This window comes from Variovorax sp. JS1663, from assembly GCF_002157355.1.
Taxonomy (GTDB): Bacteria; Pseudomonadota; Gammaproteobacteria; order Burkholderiales; family Burkholderiaceae_C; genus Variovorax.
The window spans coordinates 171,076-184,294 of record NZ_LYMK01000005.1; the positions used below are offsets into that span (position 1 = coordinate 171,076).

Genomic DNA, 13,219 nt, shown 5'->3' on the forward strand with positions numbered 1-13,219 from the left:
CTCAGGCACAAAAATCTTATAAGCTATTGATTTATAAGACATTAAAAAATGACGACAAACACAACAATCAGCTACAAGATCGAACTGATCCAGCGCGCCGACGAAGCCGCCGGCGGCGGCCTGCGCTGAGCCTTCTCAGCAGCCCAGCAGATCCGCCAACGCCCCGATGTCGCGCGCGTGCAGCGTGTTGTCGGGGTGCGGCGAGACGTCCTTGGGCCGCGCCGGCCCGAACTCGTTCGGCCGCTCGATGTAGCCGGTGCGCAGGCCGCAGGTCCGCGCCGCGGCCAGGTCGTCGTGGTGCGCGGCGGCCAGCATGACCTGGTTGGGCGTCACGTCGAAGACCGCCGCCACGCCCAGGTAGGTGCGCGGGTCGGGCTTGTAGGCCTTGAAGACCTCGGCCGACAGCACGCAGTCCCAGGGCAGACCGGCGTTCTTGGCCATCTCGGTCAGGAGGCCGATGTTGCCGTTGGACAGCGAGCAGATGATGTACTTGCGCTTGAGCCGCGCCAGTCCTTCCACCGAGTCCGGCCAGGCCGGCAGCCGGTGCCAGGCCTTGTTGAGCTCGCGCTTGCGCCCGCTCTCGAGCTCCTCGATGCCGAAGTCGCGCAGCACGCCCCCGAGGATGCCCATGTGCAGCTCGTCCAGCAGCGTGAAGCCGCCCTCGCCCGCCGCGATGCGCTCCATCACGCTCTTCATCGCGGGTTGGTAGCCGGCACGCCAGGCCAGCGCGAAGGCACCGCCGTCCACGCCGGGCAGCAGGCGCTCGGCCTCGGCGGCAATGCCGCTGTACCAATCCACCACCGTGCCGAAGACGTCGAAGGCGATGACCTTGAGCTCGCCCGGATCGAAGTCGACGCTCATCTCGCCAGCTTGCTGGCCTCGCGCGCCAGCGCCTCGATGCGGCCCCAGTCGCCCGCCGCGATCGCATCGGTGGGGACGATCCAGGAGCCGCCCACGCAGGCCACGTTGGACAGCGAGAGAAACTCGTGCGCATTGGCCGCGGTGATGCCGCCGGTGGGGCAGAACTTCACGTCGCCGAAGGGGCCCTGCCAGGCTTTCAGCATGGCGACGCCGCCGGCCTGCACGGCCGGGAAGAACTTCAGCTCGGTGAAGCCGTCCTCCTGGGCCAGCATGATCTCGCTGCCGGTGGCCACGCCGGGCAGCAGCGGCAGGCCGAGGTCGTGGCAGGCCTTCCCGACCGCGCGCGTGTAGCCCGGGCTCACGCCGAACTTCGCGCCCGCCAGGGCCGAGGCCTGCGCGTCGGCCGCGCTGCGGATGGTGCCGGCGCCGGCCACCGCATCGGGCACTTCCTTGGAGATGATCTCGATGCATTCGAGCGCCTCGCGCGTGCGCAGGGTCACTTCCAGCATGCGGATGCCGCCAGCCACCAGCGCGCGGGCGAGCGGCACCGCGTCCTTGACGTCGTGCAGCACGATCACCGGGATCACCGGCGCGTCGCGCATCACCTCGATCGCGGTGATGCTCGTGTGGTTCTCTACAGCCATGTGCAGGCTCCTTCTTCGGCAGTCAATGCATTGCGGCGCATGCCGGCGAACAGCTCGCGCCCCAGGCCGTGGCCGTTGGCGCTGCGCTGCTCGTCGGGCATGGTCGCGTTCTTTCGCTCGGCCCACTCGTCGGCCGGCAGCAGCACGGCCAGGGTGCCGGCGACCGAATCCAGGCGGATCAGGTCGCCGTCGCGCACCTTGGCCAGGGGGCCGCCGGCGGCGGCCTCGGGTGAGACATGGATGGCGGCCGGCACCTTGCCCGAGGCGCCGCTCATGCGGCCATCGGTCACCAGCGCCACGCGGAAGCCCTTGCCCTGCAGCACCGACAGAGGCGGCGTGAGCTTGTGCAGCTCGGGCATGCCGTTGGCCTGCGGGCCCTGCCAGCGCACCACGCAGACCACGTCGCGCTCCAGCTCGCCGGCATTGAAGGCCTGCTGCAGCGCGCCCTGCGAATCGAAGACGCGCGCAGGCGCCTCGATCACGTGACGGTCGTCCGGCACCGATGACACCTTGATCACGCTGCGGCCCAGGTTGCCGGACAGCAGCTTCAGGCCGCCCGTGGCGCTGAACGGCGCCGAGACCGGCCGCGCCACCGCCTCGTTCTTCGAGGGCGCGGCGGGATGCCACTTGAGCACGTGCTCCTGCGAGGGCTCGCCGACCAGGGTCGGGATGTTCGCGTACTCGCGCAGGCCGCCGGTGCGCACCGTCAGCACGTCGCCGTGCATGAGGCCGGCGTCGATCAGCTCGCCGATCACGAAGCCGGGGCCGCCCGCGGCCTGGAACTCGTTGACGTCGGCACTGCCGTTCGGGTAGACGCGGGTGAGCAGCGGCACCACCTCCGAGAGCTCGGAGAAGTCGTTCCAGTCGATCAGGATGCCAGCGGAACGCGCCACGGCCACCCAGTGGATCAGGTGATTGGTCGAGCCGCCCGTGGCCAGCAGCGCGGCCATCGCGTTGACGATGCAGCGCTCGTCCACCATCTCGCCGATCGGCGGCACCGCATAAGCATTGTCGGCCGCACGCCCCAGCACCGTGCGCACCGCCTCGCGCGTGAGCGCCTCGCGCATCGCGTCGCCGGGCTGGATGAAGGCCGTGCCCGGCACATGCAGGCCCATCGCCTCCAGCAGCATCTGGTTGCTGTTGGCCGTGCCGTAGAAGGTGCAGGTGCCCTGGGCGTGGTAGGCGGCCATCTCGGCATCGAGCAGCCCCTGGCGCCCGACCAGGCCCTGCGCGGCCTGCTCGCGCACCTTGGCCTTGGCGCTGTTCGACAGGCCCGAGGGCATGGGGCCGGCCGGCACGAAGACGGTGGGCAGGTGCCCGAAGTGCAGCGCGCCGATCAGCAGCCCCGGCACGATCTTGTCGCACACGCCGAGCAGCAGCGCGGCATCGAACATGTCGTGCGTGAGCGCCACGGCGGTGCCCATGGCGATCACGTCGCGGCTGAACAGGCTCAGTTCCATGCCAGGCGTGCCCTGGGTCACGCCGTCGCACATGGCGGGCACGCCGCCCGCCACCTGCGCGGTGGCGCCGAGGCGGCGCGCCTCGTGCTTGACGATGTCGGGGTAGCCCTGGTACGGCGCGTGGGCCGAGAGCATGTCGTTGTAGGCGGTGACGACGCCGATGTTGGGCGCCCGCTCTGCGACGACCTTGAGCTTGTCGTTGGCCGGGATGCCGGCGACCGCGTGCGCCACGTTGGCGCAGCCCATGCGGTCGGAGCCGCGGTCGCGGCTGCGGATCTCAGTGAGGCGTTGGAGGTAGGCGCTTCTCAGGTCACGGCTGCGCGCACGGATGCGCTCGGTGACCTCGTGGACTGTGGGGTGTGTGGTCATGGTGCTTCGCTGTGCAGTGGCCGCGCGGCCGCCACGCCGACGCGGCTATACATCGTACCAAGCCCTCACGACCTTACGAGGATGTCAAGGCATCGAGCACCACCCGCACCCGCGGCGGCAGCAGCCGCTGCGACGGGTAGACCGCGCTGATCGGCATCGCCGCAGGCCGAAGCGAGGGCAGCAGCTCGACGAGGCGGCCGTCGGCCAGCTCGTCGGTGACCATGTAGTCGGGCAGCTGCGCGATGCCCTGGCCGAGCAGGGCCGCCTGCACCATGCCCTCGCCGTCGTTCAGGCGCATGTGGCTCGTCGGGTGGAGCGTGATGGCATGGCCGCGCTGGATGAACTGCCATGGCCGGTCGCGGCCGCTGGTGGGCATTCGAAAGACGATCGCACGGTGCTGCGCCAGTGCCCGCAGCGTGGTCGGCTGGCCGTGCTGGGCCAGGTAGGCCGGGCCGGCGACCAGCAGCAGGGTCTGGCTCGCGAAGCGGCGCGCCACCAGCGAGGAGTCCTGCAGCGCGCCGACGCGGATGGCCAGGTCGATACCATCCTTCACCAGGTCCACGTAACCGTCCTGCAGGCGCAGGTCCAGCTCCAGGCCCGGATGCTGCTGCTGCAGCCGCGCCAGCAGCGGCAGGATCACGCGCCGGCCGAACACGATCGGCATGTCGATGCGCAGCAGGCCCGTGGCGCTCGCGCGCGTGCCGGCGGCATCGGCATGCAGGTCCTCGATCTCGGCCAGCACGCGCTGGCAGCGGTGGTAGAGGCGCTCCCCGTCGGGCGTGAGCGTCACCTGCCGCGTCGTGCGGTGGAAGAGCTTGACGCCCAGCGAGTCCTCCAGGCGGAGCACCGCCTTGGCGAGCGTGGAGGACGCGGTGCCCACCTCGCGCGCCGCGGCGGCGAAGCTGCCGTGCTTGGCGGTCTCGGTGAAGGCGAGGAACTGCTGCAGGCCCTGCATCGCACACCTCCGATTGAGGAAGGAATGTCCTCAATCTTAGGTTATTGAGACGTCTTCCCGATGGCCGCGCGCTTCACGACACTGCCTTCACCGTCACTCGAAACCCCAGGAGCCGCCCCATGACCACCCCGCCCGACGCCACCGTCTTCTCCCACGCCGCCCTGCCCCTGGCCGAACTGCCGGGCATCGCGCACCGCACGCTCGCCGGCCGCGAGCATGGCTCGACCCAGCTGTCGATCTGGCGCCAGACGCTGGCGCCCGGCGCCGCGACGCCGCCGCACTCCCACGACACCGAGGAGGTGGTGCTGTGCCACACCGGACGCGGCGAGGTGCACCTGGCCGGCCGCGTGCACCCCTTCGGCGCCGAGACGAGCGTGCTGCTGCCGCGCGACGTGCCGCACCAGATCTTCAATGTGGGGGACGAGCCGATGGAGATCACCGGCGTGTTTCCGGCCGCGCCGGTCGGCGTGTTCGACCTCGAGCGCAGGCCGATGCCGCTGCCGTGGTGAGCCTCAGTCGACCAGCTTGACTTCCACGCGGCGCGCCTGCGCGTCGGTGCCGGAGCCGGTGGTCACGGCGGGCTTCTGCAGGTCGATCCTGCCGGCCGGCACGCCCAGGCCGGCAAGCACGTCGCGGACCATCTCGGCCCGCTTCTTCGCGAGCTGTTCGTTCTGCGCCGGGTCGCCGGTGGTGTCGTGGAAGCCCGAGACCACCGCCTTGCGGCCGCCCTCCACGCCCTTGATCACCACGGCCAGCGCCTCGGCCGCACCGGGCGCCAGATCGGCACTGCCGGTGGCGAAATAGAAGTTCACGGTCCCGCCCTGCACGCGGATGCTGGCCCCGTCGGGAATGACCACCGTCACCGTTTCGGTGACTTCCACCACGGCCACCGACGCCGGCGCGGCCGCGCCAGCCGCCACGGGATGCGCCTTGTGGCCCTGGGTGTAGAGCACGATGCCGATCACGAAGAGGATCACCAGGGCGATGAGCCCCAGCACGAAGGCGAGAACGAAATTCTGCTGACTCTCGTCGTCGGCGAATGCGGACATGGGTCGAACTCCTTCGTTGAGGGGCCGGTAAATAATGGTGCGGTGAACCATGACCGCCAAATTCTAGGCGCGGGCCCGTTGCAGCCCCAAGGCAACCCTGGGCCACCGGGACTGGATCCTCTGCCCAAGCCCCTGCGCGACCCCCAACCCATGCTCGACCGCGTGATCGAGGAATGGGGTGGCCACGAAGACTTGTGGATATTCGGCTACGGCTCGCTGATCTGGCGGCCCGAGTTCGGCTTCATCGAGCGGCATCCGGCGCGGGTGCACGGCTGGCACCGGGCGCTCAAGATGTGGAGCCGTGTCAACCGCGGCACCGTCGACAACCCCGGCCTGGTGTTCGGCCTGCTCTCGGGCGGCAGCTGCCGGGGCATGGTGTTCCGCATCCCGGCCGCCGATGGCCTGGAGACGCTGGGCCGGCTGTGGCTGCGCGAAATGCCCACCGGCGTCTACGACCCGCGCTGGCTGCAGTGCGACATGCCTCATGGCGCGGTGCGGGCGCTGGCCTTCACCCTGTCGCGGCGCAGCCCCAACTTCACCGGCCACCTGGACGACGAGCGCTACCGCCGCATCTTCGCCAGCGCGGTCGGGCGCTACGGCAGCTCGCTCGACTATGCGCAGCAGACTCTGCTGGAACTGCAGCGCCACTCGATCCACGACGCGGCGCTGGCGCGGCTTGTCAGGCTGGCCGAATCCAGGTTGTCGGAGTCCCCCGATTGCGGCGATGCAGCCACTCCGGTATACCCGACCACTGATTCGACCCCTTCCACGACTTCCAAGGAGTAGCCCATGTCCCCTCGCCTCATCGCCCCCGCTCTTGCCATCGCAGCAGCAGCCAGCCTGCTTGCGGGCTGCGGCACCATGGGGGGCAAGGCGAGCGCCACTGCCAACCTGGCGCCGACAGGCGCGATCTCGCCCAATCCGACCACGGGCAACGTGACCTTCACCGCACTCGATCACGGCGTGCGCGTGACCGGCGAGGTGCGCGGCTTCGCGCCGGGCACGGAGCATGGCTTCCACATCCATGAAAAGGGCGACTGCGGCGACAACGGCAATGCCTCCGGCGGCCACTTCAATCCGGCAGGCGGCACGCACGGCAAGTTCGGCGCACCCGGCAGCCATGCGGGCGAGTTGCCCAGCCTGGTGGCCGACGCCACCGGCACGGCGCGCTTCAGCGTCGACGTGCATTCCATCTCGCTGACCGACGGCGCCGCCAACAACGTCATCGGGCGTGCGCTCATCGTGCACCGCGACCGCGACGACTTCACCTCGCAGCCGGCCGGCAACTCGGGGCCGCGCGTCGCCTGCGCGCTGATCACCCGCCGGTGAGGCGACCGGCCAGCAACGCTTCCGCCCGGGCGAGCTGCTCGGGCGTGTCGATGTCGGTGAGGATGCCGATGTCGTCCACCTCGACCTCCGCCACTGCTCCGGCCTCGCGCAGCGCGCGCAGCACGGGCGCCGCGCCCTGGGGTCCGGCCAGCGCCGAGAGCCGAGGGCCGCAGGCGGCCGCGAAGCCCACGGGATGCCCCCGCTCCCCGCGGTGATGCGGCTGCGCCGCCTGGACTGGGCCGCCCAGCGCCCGGGCCACCGCCTGCAGGGTGGAAGGCAGCACCAGCGGCAGGTCGGCCGGCAGCACCAGCCATCCCGCGGCATCGCCGGTGGCGCGCACCGCGGCGGCGATCGAATCGCCCATGCCGGGATGGCCGGCATCCTCCAGGTGCCAGGGAAGGCCGCTGGCGCGCACCGCGGCCAGCGTGTGCTCGAGCACCGTGCGATCCGCCAGCGCGGCATGCAGCTTGGAGCCACTGCCGCCGGCGGCGCGAAATCGCTCTCCACGACCGGAGGCCAGCACGATCACGGTGGGCAGAGGCATTGGCATGCGCGCAGTATCCCCGCATCGCTTGCGCAACAATGCAGCCATGATGATTTCCCCCAAGGACACCCTCGCCGCGCTGCGCAAGAGCTACGAGCGCGCGGAGCTGGACGAGGCCAGCAGCACCCCCGACCCGCTGCTGCAGTTCGAGCGCTGGCTCGCCGAAGCCATCGATGCCCAGTTGCCCGAACCCAACGCCATGACCCTGGCCACCGTCGGCGGCGACCTGCGGCCCTCGACCCGCATCGTGCTGATCAAGGGCTACGACGCGCGCGGCATCATCTGGTACACCAACTACAACAGCCGCAAGGGCCAGGAGCTGGCCGGCAATCCCTGGGCCGCATTGCAGTTCCACTGGGTCGAGCTGGAGCGCGTGGTCCGCATCGAGGGCCGCGTCGGCAAGGTCGACGACGCCGAGAGCGATGCCTACTTCGCCAGCCGCCCGCTCGACTCCCGCATCGGCGCCTGGGCCAGCCCGCAGAGCGAGGTCATCAGCGGACGCGACGTGCTGGTGAAGAACGCCGCCGTGCAGGCCGCGAAGCACCTGCTCTCCCCGCCGCGGCCGCCGCACTGGGGCGGCTTCAGGCTGGTGCCCGACCGGTGGGAGTTCTGGCAGGGGCGCAAGAGCCGGCTGCACGATCGCTTGCGCTATCGGCTGGAGGATGGGAACTGGATGCGCGAGCGGCTGGCGCCGTGAGCCAGGGTCGACTCAGAGCCACTTCGCCAGCGACATCACGACCGACAGCGTGACCAGCGCCAGCGCCGTCGACACCGCGACGCTCGCCGTCACCAGGTCCTCGGCCGTCCTGTAGCGCTGCGAGAACAGGAACACGTTGGCACCGATCGGCAGCGCGGCGGCCACCACCATCACCTGCAGCGGCAGCCCGCGCAGGCCCAACAGCCAGCCGAGCACCGCCACCAGCAGCGGATGGACGAGGTTCTTGATCAGCGCCTGCACCAGCGCCGGACGCCATTGGTGGCCGATGGGCGTGGCAGCCAGGGTGATGCCCACCATCACCAGCGCGATCGGCCCGAAGGCCTGGCCCAGCCAGGCGATGGGCTTGTAGATCGCCTCAGGCAGCGTGAGGCCGGTCTGCGCGAACAGCAGGCCGCAGACGATCGGCAGCGGCACGGGGTGCACGATGGCGTTGTAGAAAGCCTTGGCCAGCGTGCGCAGGATCGGCGTACGTTCGCCACCCGCCTGGCGCGCCTGCTCGTGCGCCACGGCCAGTTCCAGCACCAGGGTGGCGCTGGTCAGCAGCACCAGCGAGTGCAGCGAGATCAGGGTCAGCAGGACCACCATGCCCTCGGGCCCGTAGGCCAGGCCGATCAGCGCGATGCCGATCATCACCGTGTTGCTGAAGGTATTGGCCAGCGCGACCACGGCCGCGGTGCGGTTGAAGCCGCGCACCAGCAGCGTGGCCGCGAAGATCAGGCCGGCCGCGAGGAAGTAGGCCGCCACGGGCCCCAGCCGCAGCTGCTCGACGCGCACCGTGCTCATGGTGCGGAACAGCAGGGCCGGCGCGAGCAGCAGGAAGATCAGGTTCGACAGGTCGCGCACCGCGCCGCCGGTGACCCAGCCCCGCCGCCCTGCCAGGAAGCCCGCGCCGATGAGCAGAAAAACGGGAAGCAGCGACGACAGGACCGACGAGTTCACCGCGCCGAGCATACAGAAGCTCTCCCCCAGGCTCCCCCACTTCGTGTGGTCCGCCAACCCCCTCACCGGGGGCAACACCAGCGGCCCGGCAAAGCCGGTTCCGCGGTGTTCCCCGAATATCCACCGAAGCCTCATAGGTCGCGCGTCGCAGGAAGCACGGTCGACAACTATGATGGCCCGCTCCCTCCCGCCATCACCGCAGGACTCTACCCATGAGCATTCCCACCACCCGCCTCGGCCGCACCGGCCTCGTCGTCTCGCGCCTCGCCCTCGGCACCATGACCTTCGGCCTTCAGACCGACGAGACGGTGGCGCGGCAGATCCTCGACAAGGCCACCGAGGCCGGCATCAACTTCCTCGACACCGCCGACGTGTACCCGCTCGGCGGCACGGTCGAGACCACCGGCCGCACCGAGGAGATCATCGGCCGCTGGCTGCAGTCCAAGGGCCCCGGCGCGCGGCGCCGCTTCATCCTCGCGACCAAGGCCGTCGGCAAAGTCGGCCCGAACCCCTGGGACCAGGGCGCCTCGCGCAAGCACCTGCTCGATGCCATCGATGCCTCGCTGGCACGCCTGCAGACCGACCACGTGGACCTGTACCAGTTGCACAGCGACGACCGCACGACGCCGCTGGACGAGAGTCTGGAGGCGCTGGACGTGATCGTCCGCTCGGGCCGCGCGCGCTACGTCGGCGTCTCGAACTTCCTGGCGTACCGCCTGGCGCGCGCCATCGGCCGCGCCGAGCTGCGCCGCCTCACCGGCATCGTGTGCGTGCAGCCGCGCTACAGCCTGCTGTTCCGCGAGATCGAGCGCGAGCTGCTGCCGCTGGCCGACGAGGAGGGACTGGGCGTCATCCCCTACAACCCGCTCGCGGGCGGGCTGCTCACCGGCAAGTACAAGCACGACACGAAGCTGGAGGACAACACCCGCTTCACGCTCGGCACAGCAGGCTCCATGTACCAGGACCGCTACTGGAACGAGCGCAGCTTCGCCACGGTCGCGAAACTGCACGCCTTGGCCGACGAGGCCGGCGTGCCGCTCGCGACGCTCGCGGTGGCCTGGGTGATGGCCAACCCGCTGATCACCGCGCCGCTGCTGGGCGCCAGCCGGCCGGATCAGCTGGACGCCACGATCGCGGCGGCCGGCTACCAGCTCGACGCGGCGCTCAAGCAGCGGCTCGACGAGTTGACAGCCGAATACCGCAAGGGCGACGCGCCGCGCTGAGCCTCAGAAGTTCACCCGCAGCCCCACCTTCACGCTGCGCCCCGGCAGCGGTGCATTCGGGAAGGCGGTGGTGGTGAGGATCGAGGTCGCGCTGTAGGCCAGCTTGTTGGTCGCGTTGTCGATGCGCGCGTACCAGGTGAGGCTGGCGTGCTGCACCTTCATGCGATAGGTCAGCGCCGCGTTCCACAAGGTGTAGGCATCGGTCGGCCGCGCGCCGACGGCGGGCACGCGCCGCTGGGCCGCGTAGTGATCGAAGCCCAGGCGCGCCGACCAGGGGCCGTTGCCGTACACCAGGGTCGCACCCACGCGCGCCGGCGAGATGCGCGGCAGCGGCTCGCCGGTGTCGGTGTTCTTCGCCCGCACGAGGTCGCCGCGCCACTGCAGGTCCAGCGTGGAGCCGTCGGCCGCCTTCCCGAAGCCGTCGACACCCAGCAGGCGCAGGTTGCCGCTGGCCTCGATGCCGGTGAAGCGGGCGCGCACGCCGCGGTAGACGTATTCGTCCATCACGTCGGGGAACACCAGGCCTTCCTCCGTCTCGATCGGGCCGGGGTTCACCGTCCCGTCCTCGCCGCGCACGTTGCCCGAGGCCGTCAGCCCGATGTAGTTGCGAAAGCGCGTGGCGTAGGCGTTGACCCGCGCCGTGTTGGCACCGGACTTCCACTGCGCACCGAGGTCGAAGCCCACCGACTTCTCCTTCTGCAGGGTCGGATCGCCCAGTTCCCAGGCGCCGGTCGCCACGTGCGGGCCGTTGGCGAAGAGTTCGTAGTCCTTGGGCGCGCGCTCGGTGTAGGCCAGGTTCGAGGTCAGTTGCCACTGCGGGTTCAGGTCCACCAGCGCGCCCAGCGCCGCACTGTGCGGATTGAACGTGCGCTCGCCCACCGCGAAGCGCGCGACGTCCGGATCGGGCGAGCCCAGCGAGCGCACCTTCACCTGCTCGGTGCGCGCGCCGAAGCTCAGCCGGCCCCAGGGCATGCCCAGCTCCTCGTGCAGGAACAGCGCGTTCGAGCGCGTGCGGCTGTGCGGTGCGAAGGCCTCCTCGCCATCGGCGGAGAAGCGGCCGGTCTCGCTGGTGAAGCCGATCAGGCCCTCCAGGTTGCCGATCTTGCGGTGGCGCGCCTCCAGGCGGAAGTCGTGGCTTTTGTTGGCGAAGGTGGTGCCGGGTGCCTGGCCTTCGAACTCGGTGTGGCGGTAGTTGGTGTAGCCGAATTTGCCGTGGATGCTGCTGAAGAAGCCGCCCGGCCGCCACTCGCCTTCGAGCGCATAGCGGTCGGACTTCATGTCGATGCTGACGTCGTCTTCCGCCACCGTGCCGTACTTGCTGCGGTAGCTGCTGACCGAGGCGCCGATCCAGCCCTGGGCGAAGAACAGCGTGCCGCCGATGGCGCCGCCGTCGGCACGGTTGGCCGAATTGCAGATCCTGCGCGCCGGGCCCGGACGCTTCGGGTTCCCGCAGCCCAGTTCGATCGGCACGCGGGTGTCGTCCGCGTCGCGGCTGAAGGCATCGACGTGCAGCGCATAGCGGTCGTTGCCGCCCTCGAGCACCGCCCCGCCGCTCTTCTCACGGCTGCCGCTGGCCCAGCCGGCATCGATGCGGCCACCGAAGCCGTCGAGTGGCTCGCTGGGAATGCGGTTGTCGATCACGTTGACCACCCCGCCGACGGCGCTGCCGCCGTACTGCAGGGCCGAGGGGCCGCGCAGCACCTCGATGCGCTCGGTCACCAGCGCATCGACCGGCACCGCATGGTCATAGCTCAGGGCCGAGGCGTCGGGCGCGGCGCCGCCGTTCTGCAGGATCCGGATGCGATCGCCGTCCTGGCCGCGGATGGTGGGCCGGCTGGCATTGGGACCGAAGTAGGTGCTGCTGACGCCCGGCAGGGTGTTCAGCGTCTCGCCCAGCGTGGGCTGGGAGCGCAGCAGCAGTGGGTCGCCCGAGACGGCGGTGGTGGGCGCGATCAGGTCCGTGGCGCCCAGCGGGTTGCCGGTGACCGTGATTTCCTGCAGCGAACCCGCAGGCGCCGCCGCGTCGGATTGCGCCGAGGCAGCGCAGGACAGAAGCGAGAGAACGGCAACGCCCAAGGCGTTGCGCGCGAAAAGAGTAGACATGGAAGGACATTCGTTGAATCGATGAGGATCCGGCCGCGGCCCGCAGGCGGGCGCAGCAGCGCGGTCGGCAAGACGGATTCAGCGAGTGGCAGGCGGGCCGCGCGCGTCGAACAGCGCAACCCAGCGGGCGAGTGCCTCGCCCTCGAGGAACAGGAAGGTGGCGGCCGGGAGTTGAACCGGCAGCATCAGCGCCGGCACGCAGAGTGCGGCCGGGCCATGGGAGAGCTGGTCGTAGAGCCGGCAGTCGGCATCGCTGCCGTGGCCGCCGAAAAGCGCGGACAGCCCGTGACCGGCATCGCCCGCCTCGCCCTGCCCGGCCACCGCTGCGGGCGCATGCAAGAGGGCATGGCCATGCAGCGTGCGGTGCATCAGCCCCAACGTGGTCGCCAGCCACAGCGCGAACGCCAGCACGCACAGCAGTGCGCGGGCGTGGCTGGGGCGGCGGGCGAAGCGCATGCCTTCTTCAGGCCTTCTTGAGCCGTGAAGCGAAGGTCTTCTGGAACTTCTCGACCTTGGGCCCGACCACGAAGGCGCAATAGCCCTGGTTCGGGTTGTTGGCGAAGTAGTCCTGGTGGTAGGCCTCGGCCGTCGAATAGTTCGAAAGCGGCTTCACCTCCGTGACTACCGGCGAACGATAGGTCTTGCTGGCCCCGATCTCGGCGATGACCTGTTCGGCCATCTGCTTCTGGGCTTCGTCCAGGTAGTAGATGCCGCTGCGGTACTGGGTGCCGACGTCGTTGCCCTGGCGGTTGAGCGTGGTCGGGTCGTGCACCACGAAGAAGATCTCGAGGATCTCGCGCAGCGAGATCTGCGCCGGGTCGAACGCCAGTTTCACGACCTCGTTATGGCCGGTGCGGCCGGTGCAAACCTGCTCGTAGCTCGGATTGATCGTCTCGCCGTTGCTGTAGCCCGACTCGACGTCGAGCACGCCCTGGACTCTGTCGAAAACGGCCTCGGTGCACCAGAAGCAGCCACCGCCCAGGACAATGGTTTCGACTTGCGGTGATGACATGAGCGGCTCCGTC

The 13,219-nt window shown here is 70.0% G+C and carries 15 protein-coding genes; 5 read left to right on the forward strand and 10 right to left on the reverse strand.

The genetic code is table 11. The annotated features are described in order from the left end of the window. Window positions 1-135: 135 nt before the first annotated feature. The 4 genes from A8M77_RS06950 to A8M77_RS06965 form a co-directional block, all read right to left on the reverse strand. On the reverse strand, window positions 136-861 hold the full coding sequence (locus tag A8M77_RS06950; RefSeq protein WP_086920810.1) for a haloacid dehalogenase type II: 726 nt from the start codon (window positions 859-861) through the stop codon (window positions 136-138). After that, window positions 858-1,505 (reverse strand): bifunctional 4-hydroxy-2-oxoglutarate aldolase/2-dehydro-3-deoxy-phosphogluconate aldolase, encoded by a 648-nt coding sequence (gene eda, locus A8M77_RS06955; protein WP_086920811.1) that lies wholly within the window; start codon window positions 1,503-1,505, stop codon window positions 858-860. The genes A8M77_RS06950 and eda overlap by 4 nt, the downstream gene beginning before the upstream one ends. Beyond that, window positions 1,496-3,334 carry a phosphogluconate dehydratase gene (gene edd, locus A8M77_RS06960; protein WP_086920812.1) on the reverse strand — a complete coding sequence of 613 codons (1,839 nt, stop codon included), beginning with the start codon at window positions 3,332-3,334 and terminating at the stop codon, window positions 1,496-1,498. The genes eda and edd overlap by 10 nt, the downstream gene beginning before the upstream one ends. Before the next feature lie 73 nt (window positions 3,335-3,407). After that, window positions 3,408-4,289: a LysR family transcriptional regulator gene (locus tag A8M77_RS06965; protein ID WP_086920813.1), complete on the reverse strand. Its 882-nt coding sequence runs from the start codon at window positions 4,287-4,289 to the stop codon at window positions 3,408-3,410. Between the two features lie 119 nt (window positions 4,290-4,408). On the opposite strand from A8M77_RS06965, the gene A8M77_RS06970 reads away from it, so the two are divergent. Then, window positions 4,409-4,798: a cupin domain-containing protein gene (locus tag A8M77_RS06970; protein WP_086920814.1), complete on the forward strand. Its 390-nt coding sequence runs from the start codon at window positions 4,409-4,411 to the stop codon at window positions 4,796-4,798. A 3-nt stretch (window positions 4,799-4,801) separates the two neighbouring features. Here A8M77_RS06970 and A8M77_RS06975 read toward each other — a convergent pair whose 3' ends face one another. Then, complete coding sequence (locus A8M77_RS06975; RefSeq protein WP_086920815.1) at window positions 4,802-5,338, reverse strand: OmpA family protein; 537 nt, start codon at window positions 5,336-5,338, stop codon at window positions 4,802-4,804. A gap of 111 nt (window positions 5,339-5,449) precedes the next feature. Here A8M77_RS06975 and A8M77_RS06980 point away from each other — a divergent pair, with 111 nt between their 5' ends. Together A8M77_RS06980 and A8M77_RS06985 are read left to right on the forward strand one after the other, a co-directional pair. After that, entirely contained in the window at window positions 5,450-6,124 is a 675-nt protein-coding gene (locus A8M77_RS06980; protein WP_086920854.1) for a gamma-glutamylcyclotransferase, read from the forward strand. 3 nt (window positions 6,125-6,127) lie between these two features. After that, the gene (locus tag A8M77_RS06985) at window positions 6,128-6,667 is read left to right on the forward strand and encodes a superoxide dismutase family protein (protein ID WP_086920816.1); all 540 of its coding nucleotides are present in this window, start codon (window positions 6,128-6,130) and stop codon (window positions 6,665-6,667) included. On the opposite strand, the gene A8M77_RS06990 is transcribed toward A8M77_RS06985, so the two are convergent. Continuing rightward, complete coding sequence (locus A8M77_RS06990) at window positions 6,654-7,217, reverse strand: nucleotidyltransferase family protein (RefSeq protein ID WP_086920817.1); 564 nt, start codon at window positions 7,215-7,217, stop codon at window positions 6,654-6,656. The genes A8M77_RS06985 and A8M77_RS06990 overlap by 14 nt on opposite strands. A 43-nt stretch (window positions 7,218-7,260) precedes the next feature. On the opposite strand from A8M77_RS06990, the gene pdxH reads away from it, so the two are divergent. Beyond that, window positions 7,261-7,908 (forward strand): pyridoxamine 5'-phosphate oxidase, encoded by a 648-nt coding sequence (gene pdxH, locus A8M77_RS06995; RefSeq protein ID WP_086920855.1) that lies wholly within the window; start codon window positions 7,261-7,263, stop codon window positions 7,906-7,908. 12 nt (window positions 7,909-7,920) lie between these two features. On the opposite strand, the gene A8M77_RS07000 is transcribed toward pdxH, so the two are convergent. Beyond that, entirely contained in the window at window positions 7,921-8,868 is a 948-nt protein-coding gene (locus A8M77_RS07000; RefSeq protein ID WP_086920856.1) for an AEC family transporter, read from the reverse strand. A gap of 212 nt (window positions 8,869-9,080) precedes the next feature. On the opposite strand from A8M77_RS07000, the gene A8M77_RS07005 reads away from it, so the two are divergent. Then, complete coding sequence (locus A8M77_RS07005; protein ID WP_086920818.1) at window positions 9,081-10,091, forward strand: aldo/keto reductase; 1,011 nt, start codon at window positions 9,081-9,083, stop codon at window positions 10,089-10,091. 3 nt (window positions 10,092-10,094) lie between these two features. On the opposite strand, the gene A8M77_RS07010 is transcribed toward A8M77_RS07005, so the two are convergent. From A8M77_RS07010 to msrA, 3 genes are all read right to left on the reverse strand, one after another. Then, window positions 10,095-12,194, reverse strand: coding sequence for a TonB-dependent receptor (locus A8M77_RS07010; protein WP_086920819.1), 2,100 nt, complete (start codon window positions 12,192-12,194; stop codon window positions 10,095-10,097). A 78-nt stretch (window positions 12,195-12,272) separates the two neighbouring features. Continuing rightward, on the reverse strand, window positions 12,273-12,650 hold the full coding sequence (locus A8M77_RS07015; protein ID WP_086920820.1) for a hypothetical protein: 378 nt from the start codon (window positions 12,648-12,650) through the stop codon (window positions 12,273-12,275). 7 nt (window positions 12,651-12,657) lie between these two features. After that, window positions 12,658-13,206, reverse strand: coding sequence for a peptide-methionine (S)-S-oxide reductase MsrA (gene msrA / locus A8M77_RS07020; protein ID WP_086920821.1), 549 nt, complete (start codon window positions 13,204-13,206; stop codon window positions 12,658-12,660). Between the last annotated feature and the right edge of the window lie 13 nt (window positions 13,207-13,219).